The organism is Elioraea sp. (genome assembly GCF_022842375.1).
GTDB lineage: Bacteria > Pseudomonadota > Alphaproteobacteria > Acetobacterales > Acetobacteraceae > Elioraea_A.
Map to the genome: position 1 here is coordinate 74699 of NZ_JALHPR010000012.1, position 16717 is coordinate 91415.

At 69.7% G+C, this 16717-nt stretch carries 15 protein-coding genes; 12 read left to right on the forward strand and 3 right to left on the reverse strand.

Annotated features, from left to right (window positions below; genetic code table 11):
* Nucleotides 1–44: 44 nt before the first annotated feature.
* The 6 genes from Q0C38_RS12155 to Q0C38_RS12180 all read left to right on the forward strand — a co-directional run bounded on the left by Q0C38_RS12155 (nt 45) and on the right by Q0C38_RS12180 (nt 7648).
* A complete protein-coding gene (locus Q0C38_RS12155; RefSeq protein ID WP_291297365.1) occupies nt 45–1178 on the forward strand; it encodes a mandelate racemase/muconate lactonizing enzyme family protein in 1134 nt (377 codons plus the stop codon).
* 17 nt (nt 1179–1195) lie between these two features.
* On the forward strand, nt 1196–2866 hold the full coding sequence (hutU, locus tag Q0C38_RS12160; protein WP_291297366.1) for a urocanate hydratase: 1671 nt from the start codon (nt 1196–1198) through the stop codon (nt 2864–2866).
* Nucleotides 2859–4385 carry a histidine ammonia-lyase gene (gene hutH, locus Q0C38_RS12165; RefSeq protein WP_291297367.1) on the forward strand — a complete coding sequence of 509 codons (1527 nt, stop codon included), beginning with the start codon at nt 2859–2861 and terminating at the stop codon, nt 4383–4385. Before hutU ends, hutH begins: the two co-directional genes overlap by 8 nt.
* A gap of 77 nt (nt 4386–4462) precedes the next feature.
* Nucleotides 4463–5536, forward strand: a complete 1074-nt coding sequence (locus Q0C38_RS12170) for a TRAP transporter substrate-binding protein (RefSeq protein WP_291297368.1) — start codon at nt 4463–4465, stop codon at nt 5534–5536.
* Nucleotides 5533–6078: a TRAP transporter small permease subunit gene (locus tag Q0C38_RS12175; protein WP_291297369.1), complete on the forward strand. Its 546-nt coding sequence runs from the start codon at nt 5533–5535 to the stop codon at nt 6076–6078. Before Q0C38_RS12170 ends, Q0C38_RS12175 begins: the two co-directional genes overlap by 4 nt.
* Before the next feature lie 40 nt (nt 6079–6118).
* Nucleotides 6119–7648, forward strand: coding sequence for a TRAP transporter large permease subunit (locus Q0C38_RS12180; protein ID WP_291297408.1), 1530 nt, complete (start codon nt 6119–6121; stop codon nt 7646–7648).
* Nucleotides 7649–7652: 4 nt separating this feature from the next.
* On the opposite strand, the gene Q0C38_RS12185 is transcribed toward Q0C38_RS12180, so the two are convergent.
* The 3 genes from Q0C38_RS12185 to Q0C38_RS12195 form a co-directional block, all read right to left on the reverse strand.
* Complete coding sequence (locus tag Q0C38_RS12185) at nt 7653–8135, reverse strand: chemotaxis protein CheW (protein WP_291297370.1); 483 nt, start codon at nt 8133–8135, stop codon at nt 7653–7655.
* A gap of 1 nt (nt 8136) precedes the next feature.
* On the reverse strand, nt 8137–10752 hold the full coding sequence (locus Q0C38_RS12190; protein WP_291297371.1) for a chemotaxis protein CheW: 2616 nt from the start codon (nt 10750–10752) through the stop codon (nt 8137–8139).
* Nucleotides 10753–10843: 91 nt separating this feature from the next.
* Entirely contained in the window at nt 10844–11623 is a 780-nt protein-coding gene (locus Q0C38_RS12195; RefSeq protein ID WP_291297372.1) for an aspartate/glutamate racemase family protein, read from the reverse strand.
* Nucleotides 11624–11695: 72 nt separating this feature from the next.
* Between Q0C38_RS12195 and Q0C38_RS12200 the strand changes: the two genes are divergently transcribed.
* The 6 genes from Q0C38_RS12200 to Q0C38_RS12225 all read left to right on the forward strand — a co-directional run bounded on the left by Q0C38_RS12200 (nt 11696) and on the right by Q0C38_RS12225 (nt 16673).
* Nucleotides 11696–12694: a tripartite tricarboxylate transporter substrate binding protein gene (locus Q0C38_RS12200; RefSeq protein WP_291297373.1), complete on the forward strand. Its 999-nt coding sequence runs from the start codon at nt 11696–11698 to the stop codon at nt 12692–12694.
* A 10-nt stretch (nt 12695–12704) separates the two neighbouring features.
* Nucleotides 12705–13328: a 2-hydroxychromene-2-carboxylate isomerase gene (locus tag Q0C38_RS12205; RefSeq protein WP_291297374.1), complete on the forward strand. Its 624-nt coding sequence runs from the start codon at nt 12705–12707 to the stop codon at nt 13326–13328.
* Between the two features lie 11 nt (nt 13329–13339).
* Nucleotides 13340–14854, forward strand: coding sequence for an amidohydrolase family protein (locus tag Q0C38_RS12210; protein ID WP_291297375.1), 1515 nt, complete (start codon nt 13340–13342; stop codon nt 14852–14854).
* Between the two features lie 64 nt (nt 14855–14918).
* Nucleotides 14919–15602 carry a GntR family transcriptional regulator gene (locus tag Q0C38_RS12215; RefSeq protein WP_291297376.1) on the forward strand — a complete coding sequence of 228 codons (684 nt, stop codon included), beginning with the start codon at nt 14919–14921 and terminating at the stop codon, nt 15600–15602.
* A gap of 9 nt (nt 15603–15611) precedes the next feature.
* A complete protein-coding gene (locus Q0C38_RS12220; RefSeq protein ID WP_291297377.1) occupies nt 15612–16115 on the forward strand; it encodes a cysteine dioxygenase family protein in 504 nt (167 codons plus the stop codon).
* Nucleotides 16116–16166: 51 nt separating this feature from the next.
* Complete coding sequence (locus tag Q0C38_RS12225; protein WP_291297378.1) at nt 16167–16673, forward strand: L-2-amino-thiazoline-4-carboxylic acid hydrolase; 507 nt, start codon at nt 16167–16169, stop codon at nt 16671–16673.
* Nucleotides 16674–16717: the final 44 nt, after the last annotated feature.

A 16717-nucleotide genomic window follows, 5' to 3' on the forward strand; every position in this document is an offset into this window, starting at 1 on the left:
CAGCCCGGATGTGAACGCCACGGCAGAGGACAGGCGCAACCACCATGACGCGTATTCGCGACATCCGCCTCACCCCCCTCCGGCACGGGCTGTCGGAGCCCTATGGCATGGCGCGGGGGCTCGCCCCTGCCCGCCAGTGCACGCTGGTGGAACTCGACACCGATGATGGCATCACCGGCATCGGCGAGGCCTGGGGCCCGCCGGCCACCGTGCGCGGCTATCTCGACGCGGTGAAGGATGCCTGGATCGGGCGTGACCTTTTCGCCCACGCCCAGGCGCTGCCGCTCATCCTCGGCCGGAACTACCATTTCGGCATCGAGAACCAGATGCTGGCGCTTGCCTCCGGCATCGACATCGCCGCGCATGATGCGATCGGCAAGCGGCTGGGGCTTCCCGTCCACGCGCTCATCGGCGGCAAGGTGGCCGACCGCGTCGCGGTATACGCCTCGGGCGGCTACATGACGGCAGAGCCGGAAAAGAGCCTCGATGCGATGCTCGACCGGTTCGAGGGCCGCGGCTTCTTCGCAGCGAAAATGAAGATCGGGCATTCCATCGAGAAGGACGTCGCCCGCGTCGCGCACGCGAGGCGCAGGCTCGGCGAGCCCTTCGCGCTGATGGTCGACATCAACGGCAACTGCACGGCCGACCAGGCGCTGCTGACCATCCGCGCGATCGAGCCATTCCGCATCCACTGGATCGAGGAGCCGCTGGCCCCGCTCGACTGGGCCGGATACCGCTGGCTGCGTGACCGTTCGCCCGTGCCGATCGCCACCGGCGAGGCGCTCTACACCGCGTACCAGTTCAACCGCCTCGGCATCGAGGGCTGCGCCGATGTGTGGCAGCCCGACCTTTCGCTGTGCGGCGGGCTTTCGCAGGGGAGGCTGATCGCGCAGCTGGCACAGCTGCACCACAAGCGGTTGAGCCCGCATGTCTGGGCATCCGCCATCGGGTTGGCGGCGGCCGTCCACCTCGTCGCTTCCCACAGCCCCTATCCGGCAACGACCCACCCGCCAGACCCGACCTATGTCGAATACGATGTCGGCGAGAACCCACTGCGCGACGACCTCCTCGCAGAGCCGCTGGTGCCGGTGGATGGGTTCATCACCGTGCCCGACGGCCCCGGCCTCGGCATCACGCTCGACCCCGATGCCGTGAAGCGCCTTTCGGCTGACGCCTGACAACGGAGACCGCGAGGATGTCGGACATGCCCACCAACCGCCGCGTCATCCGCAGCCCGCGGGGGAGCACGCTCAACGCCATCTCGTGGCAGACGGAAGCGCCGCTGCGCATGCTGATGAACAACCTCGACCCCGAGGTGGCGGAACGGCCCGACGACCTCGTGGTCTATGGCGGCATCGGCCGCGCGGCGCGGGACTGGGCGAGTTTCGACCAGATCGTATCCGTCTTGAAACGCCTCCGCGACGACCAGACGCTGCTCGTCCAGTCCGGCAAGCCCGTCGGCGTGTTCCCGACGCACGCCGATGCCCCGCGCGTGCTGATCGCCAACAGCAACCTCGTTCCCGCCTTCGCGACGTGGGAGCATTTCGACGCGCTCGATCGCAAGGGGCTGATGATGTACGGCCAGATGACGGCCGGAAGCTGGATCTATATCGGCAGCCAGGGGATCGTGCAGGGCACGTACGAAACCTTCGTCGAGCTCGGCCGGCGGCACTACGGCGGCAGCATGGAAGGCCGCTGGATTCTCACCGCAGGGCTCGGCGGCATGGGCGGTGCGCAGCCGCTCGCCGCCGTGTTCGCCGGTGCCTGCATGCTCGCCATCGAGTGCCAGCCGAGCAGCATCGAGAAGCGGCTTGCCACCGGCTATGTCGATCATTGGGCGAAGAGCCTCGACGAGGGGCTCGCGATGGTGCGCGCGGCGTGCGCGGAGAAGCGCGCGATCTCCGTCGCCGTGCTCGGCAACGCGGCCGAGATGTTCCCGGCCCTCGTCGCTGCCGGCGTCAAGCCCGACGCGGTGACCGACCAGACCTCGGCGCATGACCCGACCAACGGCTACCTCCCCCTCGGCTGGACGCTTGAGGAATGGGAAACGCGCCGCGTGTCGGACCCGCGCGGAACGGCTGCCGCGGCACGGAAAAGCATGGTGGCGCATGTCGAGGCGATGCTCGCCTGGCACCGCATGGGCATTCCCGTCGTCGACTACGGCAACAACATCCGCCAGATGGCGAAGGAGGAGGGGCTGGCCGACGCCTTCGCCTTCCCGGGCTTCGTGCCAGCCTATATCCGCCCGCTGTTCTGCCGCGGCATCGGCCCGTTCCGATGGGCCGCTCTGTCGGGTGATCCGGAGGACATCGCGCGGACGGATGCGAAGGTGAAGGAGCTGATCCCCGATGATCCGCACCTGCACCGATGGCTCGACATGGCCAGGCAGCGCATCCACTTCCAGGGCCTTCCCGCGCGCATCTGCTGGGTCGGGCTCGGGCAGCGGCACCGCATCGGGCTCGCCTTCAACGAGATGGTCGCGAAGGGCGAGGTGTCGGCGCCGATCGTGATCGGGCGCGATCATCTCGATAGCGGTTCGGTCGCGAGCCCGAACCGTGAGACCGAGGCGATGCTGGACGGCTCCGACGCCGTGTCGGACTGGCCGCTGCTGAACGCGCTGCTCAACTGCGCCTCGGGTGCCACCTGGGTGAGCCTCCATCACGGCGGTGGCGTCGGCATGGGATGGTCCCAGCATGCGGGGATGGTGATCGTGTGTGACGGCACCGAGGATGCCGCGCGGCGCCTCGCACGCGTTCTCTGGAACGACCCGGCAACCGGGGTGATGCGTCATGCCGATGCCGGCTACGACATCGCCATCGCCTGCGCCCGCGAGCAGGGCCTCGACCTGCCGATGATCCATGGTTGAGGCGGTGACCCCAGGCGCGATCACGCTGCCCACACTTCGCCGCGTGTTCGCTGGCGGGGCTGCCGCGCTGGCGGATGGCTGGCAGGATGCGGTTGCTGCCTCGGCCGCCACCGTTGCCGGCGTTCTCGCGCGCGGCGAGACGGCGTATGGCGTGAACACCGGCTTCGGCAAGCTCGCACATACCCGCATCGCCGCTGATGACGTGGCGGCCCTGCAGCTCAACCTGGTACGCAGCCATGCCGCGGGAACCGGCGCTGCCCTCCCCGCCCCCGTCGTGCGGCTGATCCTGCTGCTGAAGGCCGCAAGCCTGGCGCGTGGCTTCTCCGGCGTGAGGCCGGAGGTCGTTACCGGGCTGATGCGGCTCTTCGACGCCGATGTGCTGCCGGTCATCCCCGGCCAGGGCTCCGTCGGCGCGTCGGGCGATCTCGCACCGCTGGCGCATCTCTCGCTCGTGCTGGTGGGCGAAGGCGAGGCGATGGTGGCAGGGCGGATCGTTCCGGGCGCTGAGGCGTTGCAGGCCGCCGGCATCGTGCCCGTCACGCTCGCGGCCAAGGAAGGGCTCGCGCTGCTCAACGGCACGCAGGTCTCGACCGCACTCGCGCTCGCAGGCCTGTTCATGGCGGAGGACTGCCTCGCCGCCGCGCTCGTCACGGGGGCAATGTCCGTCGACGCGGCACGCGGGTCCGACACGCCGTTCGATGCGCGCATCCAGGCCGTGCGCGGCCACCAGGACCAGGCGGATGTCGCCGCAACGCTGCGCGGTCTGCTCGCCGGCAGTGCGATCCGCGACAGCCACCGCGTGGGTGACCCGCGGGTGCAGGACCCCTACTCGCTGCGCTGCCAGCCTCAGGTGATGGGGGCCGTGCTCGGCCTTGTCCGCATGGCCGCAGCGACGCTCGAGACCGAGGCGAACGCCGTTTCCGACAACCCGCTCGTGTTCGCCGATGCGGGCGAGATCGTCTCCGGCGGAAACTTCCACGCCGAGCCGGTGGCCTTCGCCGCTGACATCCTCGCGCTTGCGATGGCCGAGATCGGCAGCCTCTCTGAACGCCGCATCGCGCTGTTGACTGACCCAGTGATGACGGGCCTGCCCGCCTTCCTCGCCCCCGACCCGGGGCTGAACTCAGGCTTCATGATCGCGCATGTCACGGCCGCGGCACTCGCAGCCGAGAACAAGGCGCTGGCCTCCCCCCGGTCGGTCGACAGCCTTCCAACGTCGGCGAACCAGGAGGACCATGTGAGCATGGCCACCCATGCCGCGCGGCGCCTCGGCGAGATGGGCGGCAACCTCGCGGCGATCATCGGCATCGAGGCGCTGGCGGCCGCGCAAGGCATCGGGTTCCACCGGCCGCTCGTCTCCTCTCCCCCGATCGAGGCAGCGATCGCGGCCTTGCGCGAGACCGTGCCGGCCTGGGGCACCGACCGCGTAATGGCGCCCGACATCGAAGCGGCCCGGGCGCTGGTCGAGACCGGGCTCCTCGCGGGCCTCGCCCCCATCGTCCTTCCTTCGCGCGGCTGAACGGGCCTTTTCCGCCGCGCGCGCTCGCCTATGATCGGGTGCGAGGCATGTTCGGCTGGGGAAACGAGGGGGTTGCTATGAATCGACGTGGCATTCTGGCAGGCGCGGCGGCAGCGGGGCTTGCGACACCCGCCATTGCCCAGGGACGGATCGAGTGGCGGATGGTCACGTCATGGCCGCGCAACCTGCCGGGAACGGGAAGCCAGGCGAACAAGATCGCCGAGCGCATCGGCATCCTCTCGGGCGGGCGTATCAGCGTACGCGTGTTTGCCGCCGGCGAGGTGGTTCCTGCCTTCGGCGTGTTCGATGCTGTCTCTCAGGGCACCGTCGACCTCTACCACGCGACGCCGCATTTCTGGTTCTCGCGCTCCCGCGCCGCCTCGATCATCGGCAGCTTCCCCTTCGGCCTGATGACGACGGAGCTCACCGCGTGGCTGCGCAACGCCGGCGGCCAGGCGATGTGGGACGAGCTCTACGCGCGCTTCAACCTCAAGCCCTTCCTCTGCGGCAATTCCGGCCCGCAATGGACGGGCTTCTTCCGCCGCGAGCTCACCACGCCCGACGACCTGCGGGGCTTGCGGTTCCGCGCCGGCGGGCTTGTGGGCGGGATGTACCAGCGCCTCGGCGCATCGGTCGTGCAGATGCCGGTGGGCGAGGTGTTCCAGGCGCTGCAATCGGGCAACATCGATGCCGCCGAGTTCGCAGGCCCCTGGGCTGACGGGCCGCTCGGCTTCGGACGGGTCGCACGCTTCTACTACCGCCCCTGCGGCCAGGAGCCTTCCGCCAGCCTGGAGACGGTGGTGAACAAGGCGAAGTTCGACGCGCTGCCGGACGACCTGAAGGCCGCCGTGCGCTTCGCCTGCGAGAGCTTCAACGAGGAAAGCGTGGCGGAGTGGGACCATTTCAACCCCCTCGCGCTGAAGCAGATCGTCGAGACGCAGAACGTCCAGGTCCGTTCCATCCCCGAGCCGATCGTGCGCGCGATGGCGGAGGCTGCCGCCGCCTTCATCCGCGAGCTCCGCGAGGACCCCGACGCGCTGAACCGCCGAATCATCGAGAGCTACATCGCCTATCGCCAGGGTGCGGTGGACTACGTGGCGGAGGCCTACGCACCCGTGCACGCCGCCCGCGCGATGGTGCGCTGGGCGTGAACACCCTCGCTGCGCTGGGTCGAGCACTCGACGGGTTCAGCAACCTCGTCGGGCGCATCGTGATGTGGCTTGCGGCAGCGTTGGTGCTCGTGCAGTTCGCGGTGGTGATCCTGCGCTACGGGTTCTCGACCAGCCTGATCCAGATGCAGGAGGCGGTGATCTACATCCACGCCACCCTGTTCATGCTCGCCATTGCCTACACGATGCTGCACGAGGGCCATGTGCGGGTGGACATCCTCTATGCGGGGTGGAAGCCGAAGCGACGCGCGACTGTCGATGCGCTGGGCGTGGTGCTCGCCGTCATCCCGTTCTGCCTGCTCGTTCTCTGGACGTGCTGGCCCTTCGTCGCTGCCTCATGGCGCATCAGGGAGGGGGCGATCGCCTATGGCGGCATTCCCTACCAGTACCTGCTGAAATCGCTGATCCCGGCGATGGCGGTGCTGCTCATGCTCCAGGGGCTGGCGCACCTCATCCGCTGCCTCCTCGTTCTGGCCGGGCTCCGCAGCGATCATCGCGCCGGCCGCGTCGCCGAAGGGGGCTGAGGCGTTGGGCTCCACCTTGGGCGGCGTGCTCGACATCCTGATGTTCGCGACGCTGTGTCTCGGCATCCTCACAGGCTTTCCCGTCGTCTTCATCCTCACCGGCTCGGCGCTGCTGTTCGGCGGCCTCGGCTGGGCACTCGGCGTGTTCACGCCGGAGCTTCTCGGCGCGATGCCGCCGCGCATCTTCGGCACGATGACGTCCGAGGTGCTGGTGGCGATCCCGCTCTTCGTCTTCATGGGCATCATGCTCGAGCGCTCGAAGATCGCCGAGGACCTCCTCGAGACGATGGGAAGGCTGTTCGGCGCGATGCGCGGCGGGCTGGCCATCTCCGTCACCCTCGTCGGGGCGCTGCTGGCGGCGAGCACGGGCATCGTCGGCGCGACGGTCGTCACCATGGGGCTGATGGCGCTGCCGGCGATGCTGCGCAACCGATACGACCCGGCCTTCGCCTGCGGCACGATCTGCGCGGCCGGCACGCTCGGGCAGATCATCCCGCCCTCGACCGTCATGGTCATCCTCGGCGAGATCCTGTCGGCGGCCTACCAGCAGGCGCAGCTCGCACAGGGCAAGTTCTCGATCCAGACCGTTTCGGTGGGCGAGCTCTTCGCGGGAAGCCTGCTGCCGGGGCTTCTCCTCGTCTCGCTCTATATCGCCTATCAGGCAACGATCGCCTGGCTCAGGCCGTCCATCGCCCCCGCACTGCCGCAGACGGCACGCGTGACGCGGGGCGAGGTGCTTGGTGCGCTGATGCCGCCGATCGTGCTGATCGTCTCCGTGCTCGGCTCCATCCTCGGCGGGATCGCGACGCCGACTGAGGCGGCCTCCGTTGGCGCGGTTGGCGCGACCCTGCTCGCCGCGCGACGCGTCTCTCCCGCGCGTTGGCCATCCTACGCGGCGCTGCTCGCCATCATTGGCCTTGTCATGCTCGCGAGCAGCTTCGATCTTCGCCTTGGCCGAAGCGCCGCACCACTCGCCGATCGCGTCGCGATCGGTGGTGCCGCGGTCTGCGCGGCAGCGCTTGCGGCGGCGATCGTGCATGCGCTCTGGGTCAGCGGGCGGAGCGGTGTCCTGGCCGGGGTGTGCCGTTCGACGGCAACGATCACGGCGATGATCTTCGCCATGCTGATCGGCGCGACGCTGTTCGCGCTGGTGTTCCGCGGCCTGGGCGGCGACGACATGGTGCACGCCGCACTCGAAGCCATCCCGGGTGGTGCGGCCGGTGCCATCACCGCCGTGATGGTGGTGATCTTCGCCCTGGGCTTCTTCCTCGACTTCGTCGAGATCTGCATCATCGTCATCCCGATCGTGGGGCCGATCATCCTGCAGATGGACGTGGACCCGATCTGGTTCGGCGTGATGGTCGCGGTGAACCTGCAGACGTCGTTCCTGACGCCTCCCTTCGGCTTCAGCCTGTTCTATCTCCGCGGCGTCGCGCCCGAGGGCGTGCGCACCACCGACATCTATCGCGGCATCGTGCCGTTCGTGATCATCCAGCTCTGCGGCCTCGCGGCCACGGCCCTGTTCCCGGGGCTCGCGACCGCGCTGCCGAAGGCGCTGTTCGGGATGTGAAGGCTCAGCCCCGAGCCTCGACGGAAAGATCGAGTACGCGGTCGACGTCGAGAACCACCATCAGCTGGCCCTGCAGGCGGTAGACGCCGAGCGAGACAGACCGCCAGCGGTTGTCGAGCGTCGGCGGGTTCGCCTCGCGCGCCTCGCCGTCGAGTGCCAGCACCTCGCCCACCTGGTCGACGAGCAGGGAGTAGAACTCGCCTGCCGCCTCGACCACGACGCTCATCGGCTTCGCTCCCGCTGCCGCGGCCGGAAGGCCGAGCCGGCGGCGAAGGTCGATCGCCGTCACGATGCGCCCGCGCAGGTTCAGGCTGCCGGCGACCTCCGGCGGGCTCAGCGGCACGCGCGTGACCTGCTGCACGCCGAGGATGTCGCGCACCGTCAGCACCGGGATGCCGCAGAGCTGGTTGGCGACCGTCAGCGTCACGAAGTCCTCGGACGCGGCGGCAAGCTGGCCCGCACGGGGCTTTTCCATCACGGTCGTCATGTCAGAGCGTCTCCATCTCGCGGGCGGACAGGACCTGGGCGAGTGCGTTCAGCACGGCGTCGCGGTCGAACTTCGCGACATAGTCGGTGAAGCCTGCCGCGCGGCCACGGGCGATGTCGGCCTCGGACACGCAGCTCGTCAGCGCGACGAGCGGCAGGTCAACCCACGCACCGTCGCGGCGCACCTCGGCGGCGAATTCGAGGCCGGTCATCTCCGGCATCTCGATGTCGGAGACGATGGCGTCGAACATCTGCCCTGCCTCGCGCAGCTTCAGCGCGGCCGCGGCACTCTCGACCACCGTCACGGCATAATCGGCCGTGGTGAGCACGGGCGGCAGGAGCTGGCGGAAGAAGCTGCTGTCATCGATCACCAGCACGCGCTTCTGCCCTGCCTGGGCCTCGCGGTCGTTCCGGCTGAACCAGTCGGGGTAGGCAAGCCGCAGCCAGTAGGTGATGTCGATCACCTCCGTCGCGCGGCCGGCCACGGTCGCCGTACCCAGGAAGCCCGGGCGATGCGTGCCGAGTTCGACCTTCAGCTTGTCCTCGACGACATCGAGGATCTCGTCGACGAGAAGGCCCATAGAGCGCTCGGCGTCGTTGAACACGAGCACCGGCTGGCGCGTACGGCCCTCACCGCCACCCATCCCGCCGCCGTCGACGCCGATCAGCGGCATTAGCTTGCCGCGATACTGCATGACGAGGGAGCCATTGGCGTTCTCGATCGCCTCGATCGGATACTCCTCGAGCCGCGCGACGAGGCCGAGCGGCACCGCCTTCGGCTCGGCGCCACCGGCGCGGAACAGCAGCAGCGCCGTCTTGTCGGTCTCGGTCACGGTCTCGCGTGCCTCCGCGCCCATCGCGTCGCGCTCGGAGCCGGAGCCTGCGCCGATGCCGACGGCACGCGCGATGCCGTTCGGATCGAGGATCATGATCACGCTGCCATCGCCCAGGATGGTGTTGCCCGAGAACAGCGTGATGTGGCGCAGGATCGGCGCCACCGGCTTGACCACGATTTCCTCGGTGTCGAACACGCGGTCAACGATCAGGCCGAACACCTGCACGCCGACCTTGCAGACGATGATGAAGGCACCCGATGCCTCCTCGCCCTCGGCCGGGAGGCCGAGCAGGTGGCGGAGGTCGACGAGCGGCAGGAGGCGATCGCGGAGCCTGAGCACCGGCGTCTCGTTGATCCGCTCGATCGCGACGTCGGACCCGCCGCCGGCGCGCACCAGCTCGATCACGCTGATCTGCGGGATGGCGAAACGTTCCGCACCCGCCTGCACCACCAGTGCCGCGACGATGGCCAGCGTGAGCGGGATTTTGATCGTGAAGGTCGTGCCCTGGCCCTCGACCGAGCGCAGGTCGATCGTGCCGCCGATCTTCTCGATATTGGTCTTGACCACGTCCATCCCGACGCCGCGGCCGGAGACGGAGGTGACGGCGGCGGCGGTGGAGAAGCCGGCACGCCAGATGAACTGGTGGATCTCGGCTTCCGCCATGCCCGCCACCTCGGCCTCGCTCGCAAGGCCCTGGCCAACGATCTTCTGGCGGATACGCGCTGTGTTGAGGCCGCGGCCGTCATCGCTGATCTGGATGATGATGTGCCCGCCCTCGTGGAAGGCGTTCAGCACCAGGCGCCCCGTGTCCGGCTTGCCTGCCGCTCGGCGATCCTCGGGCTTCTCGATGCCGTGGTCGACGCTGTTGCGCACCATGTGCGTCAGCGGGTCCTTGATCAGCTCGAGCACCTGGCGATCGAGCTCGGTGTCGGCGCCGATCATCTGAAGATCGATCTTCTTGCCGATCTCGTGGGCGATGTCGCGCACCACGCGGGGGAACTTGTTCCACGCGTTCCCGATCGGCTGCATGCGCGTCTTCATCACCCCGTCCTGCAGGTCGGAGGTGATGTGGGAGAGGCGCTGGAGCGGCACCGCGAAGGGGTTGTTCTCGTGCGTGCGCGAGAGCTGCAGCGGCTGGTTGCGGGCGAGCACGAGCTCGGAGACCAGCGTCATCAGGTCCTCGAGCACGTCGACGCCGACGCGGATCGACTGCTTGGCCATCATCGACTCGCCGCCCTGGTCACGGGCCGGCTCGCGGGCGACGATCTCGGCCTGGGCGGCCGCCGCAGGGGGCACCGCGCCCGTTTCTGCCTCGGCGACCGGCTCAGGCGCGGTGGCCGATGCGGGTGCCGCGTTCGCAGGCACTGCGGGCTGGGGTGCCGGTGCGGCTGCCTCGGCGATCTCCTCGCCATTGAAGATTCGGTTCAGCACGTCGATGACATCACTGTCATCGGCAGGCACCTCGACGCCGTGCTGCTCGAGATCCTGGACGATCGTCTTGATGCGATCGATGCTGCGCAGCACGGCGCTGATGGAGAAGGTGCTCACCCCCATCGAGCCGTCGCGGAACTTGCCGAGCACGTTCTCGGAGGCGTGGGCAACCTTCTCGAGGCGCGACAGGCCCAGGAACCCGCAGGTGCCCTTGATGGTGTGGACGAGCCGGAAGATGAGCGCCAGCGTCTGCGCGTCATCGGGGGCCTGCTCGAGCTTGATGAGGGCGGTATCGACTTCCGCGAGAGCCTCGGAGGTCTCGGTCAGGAAGTCCTTCAGCAGATCGTCCATGGGCACACCTCCAGTCGGGGATGCGCCATTCGACCCCGGCGGGGCGAAGAAACCGTAAAGGCGGCGGCGATTCGACGCCCGCGACGGCCCGCTACACGCCGAGGCAGGTGCGCCGGTCGGCCGGCGGGCCGAAATCCCGCGGCCTCAGGCCCGCATGGAACCATGAGATGAAGGAGTAGATGTCATACACCGGCAGGCCGAGCGCCTCACGCAGCGCATGTGCATATGGCGGCATGTTGGTGCATTCGAGGACGATCGCGCCCACCTCGGGGTGGCGCGAAACGAGGTCACGCCCAGCATCAAGGATGTCCTGGGCGGCAAGGGCCACGTCCATCTCCGTCTTCTCGCCCTTGATCAGCACGCGGAAGAACTCGCGGCCGTTCTCGGTTCCCACGACCGGGATGTCGCGCGGCACGCCGGCGGCGTCGAGATGCGCGGGCGTGAGCGTCGCCGCCGAGACGGTGATGAGGCCGACGCGCCTGCCCGGCGGCAGCGTCGCCTGCACCAGCGGCACCTGCATCAGCGACGATGTCGCCACCGGAACCTTCAGCCGCGCCGCCATCTCCGCCTGGAACAGGCTCAGGAAGCCGCAATTGGTGGTGATCGCCTCGGCGCCGAGGTCCACCAGGTCAGCCGCCGCCTCGACGAAGGCATCCAGCAGGCCCGGCGCGCCATTGAGCACCACCCGCTCGGGGCTTGCCCCGCGCACCACGCGGAACAGCACCGGGAACGGCCAGGTGAGGCCGTTGCCCATGTCGCCGGGGATGCGGGGAAAGCGCGCCTCGAGCATCAGGATGCCGAGGGGGGCGCCGTAGATGCTGCGCCCCCCGGCCGCGATGGCGGGGCGAGGTGTGACGATCTCACGGGTCATGGTGCCTCCAGGATTTGCGCTCGACGGGTGCAGCGGACACTATGCCGGTCCGGGAGACAACGGGAGGGCTTCATGACCGCTCATTCCACCGCTTCGCGCCGCGCGCTGCTTGCCGCCGCCGTGCTGCTCCTTGCAGCTCCGGTCGCCACGGCGCAGACCTTCCCGATCCAGGGCAAGCCGATCACCATCGTCGGCGGCTTCCCGAACGGCTCGGGCACCGACATCTACAGCCGCCGCCTCGCCGAACCGCTCGGCCGCGCACTTGGCGCGACGGTGGTGGTCGACAACCGCGTCGGCGCGGGCGGCAACATCGCGATGGACCAGGTGGCCAAGGCTGCACCCGACGGGCACACGATCCTGATGGGCACCTCGGCGATGCTGGCCATCAACCCGGCCCTCTATGCGCGCATGCCGCTCGACACGATGAAGGACCTGACGCCGGTGATCGCGCTGGCCGATGTGCCGAACGCGCTCACCGTCGCCCCTGACCGCCGCCCGCAATTCACCGATTGCCGTGCCGTGATCGCCGCGGCTCGCGCGGCGCCCGGGCGGCTCAACTACGCCTCGACCGGCAACGGCGCCTCGACGCACCTGGCCGGCGCGCAGTTCGCCGCGGCAGCGGGTATCGAGATGGTGCACGTACCCTATCGCGGCGGCCCCTTCGCGATGACGGCGCTGCTCGCCGGCGAGGTGGACATCTTCATGCACCAGACACCCGCCCTCGTCGGGCCTTCGCGCCAGGGCCAGGTGAAGCTGCTCGGCGTTACCAGCCGCGGCAGCGTCGCGGGCTTCCCCGATGTCCCGCCGATGGCGGAGGCCTGCGGACTTCCCGGCTTCGAGACGACCACGTGGTACCTTCTCGCCGTTGCTGCCGGCACGCCTGCACCGATCGTGGCGAGGCTGGCGGAGGAGGTGAGGAAGATCATCGACGAGCCCTCCTTCGTTGCATGGGTGAACGACCAGGGCATGGCGCCGATGAAGGAAGGCCCGGCGGAGGCGCGCGCGCTGCTGGAAGCCGACCTGCCGAAATGGGCGGAGGTGGTTCGCCGGTCCGGCGCGCGGGTGGACTGATCCACCAGCAGTGACCGACGCGATCGAATACTTCCACTCGCTGTCCTCGCCTTGGGCGTATCTCGGCGGGCCACGGCTCGCCGAGATCGCCGCGCGCTACCGCGTGCCCATCCTCTGCCGGCCCATCACGGTGCTGACGGAGAATGGCGGCGTGCTGCTCCGCACCCGCCCCGACGCGCGGCAGCGCTATCACGAGGTCGAGCTCGACCGGTGGCGCCGGCATCTCGGCATGCCACTCAACCTGCGGCCGAAACATTACCCCACAGACCCGAAGCCGGCCGCCCTCGTGGTGATCGCCGCCAGGCGGGCCGGGCATGACGCGGCCGCCCTCTCGCACGCCTTCCTCCGCGCCCTCTGGGCCGAGGAGCGCGACACGAAGGACGCCGGCGTGCTGGCTGCCATCGCCGATGCGGAAGGGCTCCCGGGCGCGGCCCTCGTCGCTGCCGCGGCCGCGCCGGAGGTCGAGGCGGAGTGGACGGCCAACCGCGCGGCGGCGATCGCGGGCGGCATGTTCGGCACGCCGAACTACGTCTGGCGGGGCGTGATCCATTGGGGCCAGGACAGGCTCGACTTCCTCGAGCGCCTGGTCGCGCAGGACACAGCACCGGCGATCGCGCGCGGGCGGCACTGGTAGGAGGGGGCCGCATGGCGGAGGCAGCGAAGGGCGATCTCGTCATCCGTGGCGGCGTGCTGGCTGACGCGGCGGTCAAGCGCGCCGAGCCGCGTGACATCCTGCTGCGCGACGGGGTGATCGCAGCGATCGGCCCCGCCGGCATGGCGGCGCCGGAGGGAACGCCTGCCTTCGACGCCACCGGCCTGCTGATGCACCCGGGCCTGATCAACGGCCACACCCACGCGCACGGCTTCCTCGCCCGCGGCTATGGCGACCGCTGGACGCTCGAGCTCCAGCTCGCCGCCGCACCCTGGATCTCGGGTGGGCGCACGGAGGCCGACAAGGGGCTGTCGGCCACGATCGGCGTTGCCGAGATGGCGCTGAAGGGCTGCACCGCCGCGCTCGACATGGTCAACGAATCGCCGCTGCCAACCGAGGCAGGGATGGATGCGGTCGCGGCGGCCTACGACACGGTCGGGCTTCGCGCCGTGCTCGCGCCCATGGTCGCGAGCCGTACCGTCTACCAGGCCGTGCCGGCGCTGGCCGATGCGCTGCCGCCCGCACTCCGCGGTGCCGTCGATGGGCTTGCGCTGCCAGCGTGGCAGGAGACGTTCGCTGCGATGGAGCGCATCGTGCGCGGCTGGCGCTGGGGTTCGCGCGACATCACGCTCGGCCTCGGTCCCACCATCCCGACGCATTGCGACGATGCGCTGCTCGAGGCCTGCGCCAGGCTTGCCGCCGAGCATGGGCTGCCGCTGACGATGCACGTCGCCGAGAGCCGGGTGCAGGCGGTGATGGGCCTGCGCACCTATGGCCGCACCCTCGTTGCCCATCTCGACCGGCTTGGGCTGATCGGGCCGCGTTTCGTTGCCGCGCACGCGATCTGGCTCGACGAGGCGGACATGGCGATCCTGGCCGCCAAGGGGGCGAGTGCCGTGCACAATGCCGGCAGCAACCTCAAGCTCGGCAACGGCGCGTTCGCGATGCGGCGGATGCGCGATGCCGGCGTGAATGTCGGCCTCGGCACGGACACGTGCAGCTGCGGCGACAACCTCAACATGTACGAGGCGATGCGGCTTGCCTCGTTCCTCTCGCGCCTGCAGGGGCCCGACCCTGCCGCCTGGGTGTCGGTCGAGGAGGCCTATGCTGCGGCGACAGAGGGCTCCGCCCGCGCCCTCGGCATTCCCGGCATCGGGAGGATCGCCGAGGGGATGAAGGCCGACATCGTGTTCCTCGACCTCGGCAACCCCACCTGGATGCCGCACCGCTGGAGCGTGAACCAGATCGTCCACGCAGAGGACGGCACGGGTGTCAGGCATGTCTGCGTCGGCGGCCGGTTCATCGTGAAGGACGGCAGGCTCGTCACCGTCGATCTCGCCGCGCTGAAGGACCGGGCTGAGGAGGCGCGCGAGCGTCTCGAACACGCCACCGCGAAGGCCCGGGCGCTGTTCGACGACGTGGCGCCCATCGTCTCGCGCATCGGCCCTGCCCTCGCGTCGGAGCCCTACCCGGTGCGCCGCTACCTCGCCGATACGGGCCGGTTCTAGGCGCCAACCCCCTTGCGGTCCCCTCCTGGGTGGTCTACTGACATGTCAGCGACATGGCGGAACGATGACAGCCCCCCTCTCCCTCGCCCCGAACCTCACCGAGCAGGCCACCGCGCAGCTCCGCCGCGCCATCCTCGCGACGCGGCTGGCCCCAGGGGCGACGATCAGCGAAAGCGGCGTGGCCGACCTCACCGGCCTCGGCAAGGCGCCGGTGCGCGCCGCACTCGCGCGGCTTGCCGATGAAGGCCTGGTCCAGCCCTTGCCACGGCGCGGCTGGGTGGTCTCGCCGGTCACCGTGCGCGACATCCACGAGGTGTTCGGCCTCCGCGCGCTGATCGAGCCCGAGGCGGCGCGGCTTGCGGCCGGGCGCGTCGATGCCGCGGCGCTCGAGCAGCTCGATGCCGTATGCCGCTGTGGCTACGACCCTAGCGATGCCGAGAGCGCGCTCGCCTTCCTCGAGGCCAACACGGCCTTCCACGTCGCGGTGGCGGAGCTTGGCGGCAACCGCAGGCTCGCCCGCACCCTCGCCCGGCTGCTCGACGAAGCGGCCCGCATGCTCGTGCTCGGCCTCTCGGCGCGCGACCGCACGGGCGAGATGCAGACCGAACATGGCACGCTGATCGCAGCCCTCGTTGCCGGCGATGGCGATGCAGCCGCGCACGCCGCCGCCGCCGAGATCGCGGCAAGCCGCGCGATGGTGACGGAAGCGCTGCTGAACCCGTGTTCCACCGCGCGTGTCGGCGCCTGAGGGGGAGCGATGAACACCATGCTTGGCGCGATGGTCGAGGCGATGACGGCCGCGGTGGAGGCGTCGCCCGCCCAGCGGCACGCAGCGATCGCGGACGCGCTCGCCCCGTTTCTCGGCAGGCCGCAGCTTCTCGCCGGCATTCCCTGCCCGTGCAGCCCCGCGCGCTATGTGCGGCACCTGCTGCACGAAGACCGCGCGGGCGGCTGGGCGATGGTGGCGCTCGCCTGGGCGCCCGGCCAGGCAAGCCCCGTGCACGGCCACCGCACGTGGTGCGCGCTCGGCATCCACGAGGGCTGGCTCGAGGAACGCTACTTCACCCTCTCGCACGGCCTGCCCGTCCTCGGCACAGCGCTGCCGCGCGCGGCGGGTGCGACCAGCGCAGGGCCCGCCGACATCACGCTGATCCACCAGCTCGCCAACGTCTCGGGCGCACCCGCCCTCTCGATCCATGTCTACGGCGTCGCGTACGACGGGATGGGCGACGGGGTGAACCACGTGTATGCCGCAGCTTGACGCGGACAGCGCCACCGCGCAGCGTTCGCAGTGTAACACGGGGGCGCAGGGATGGATGCGGCTGCACTGAAGGCACAGCTCAAGGCGCAGATGGCCAATCGCGCGCTCATCTATCTCGAGACGTATGAGGCCCTGTCATCCGAGGTCGGCGCCGCGAAGGCAGAGGCGATCCTGTCGCGCGCGATCTACAACCGCGGGCGCGCCGGCGGCGAGGCGTTCAAGGCGTTCGCGCCGAACGATCTCGCCGGGCTGAAGGACGCCTTCATCGGCGGCCTGCCGGGCGGCACCGACTTCTTCCAGCCCGAGGTGATGCGATGCGACGCCGAGAAGCTCGAGCTCCAATTCCATGACTGCCCGCTGAAATCCGCCTGGGTTGCCGCCGGCGTCCCCGACGCGAAGCTCGCGGTGCTCTGCCGCATCGCCGGCATCATCGACAACGGCACCTTCGAAGCGGCAGGCTTCGCGATCGAGAACCGCACCTGGGAGCCAGGGCGGACCGGTTGCTGCAACCTCCACATCACGCCTGGCCCCCAGGCCACATCAGGCCCGAAGGCCTGACCACACGCTGGCCGACCCATCACGGCCCGATTACATGACGGCCT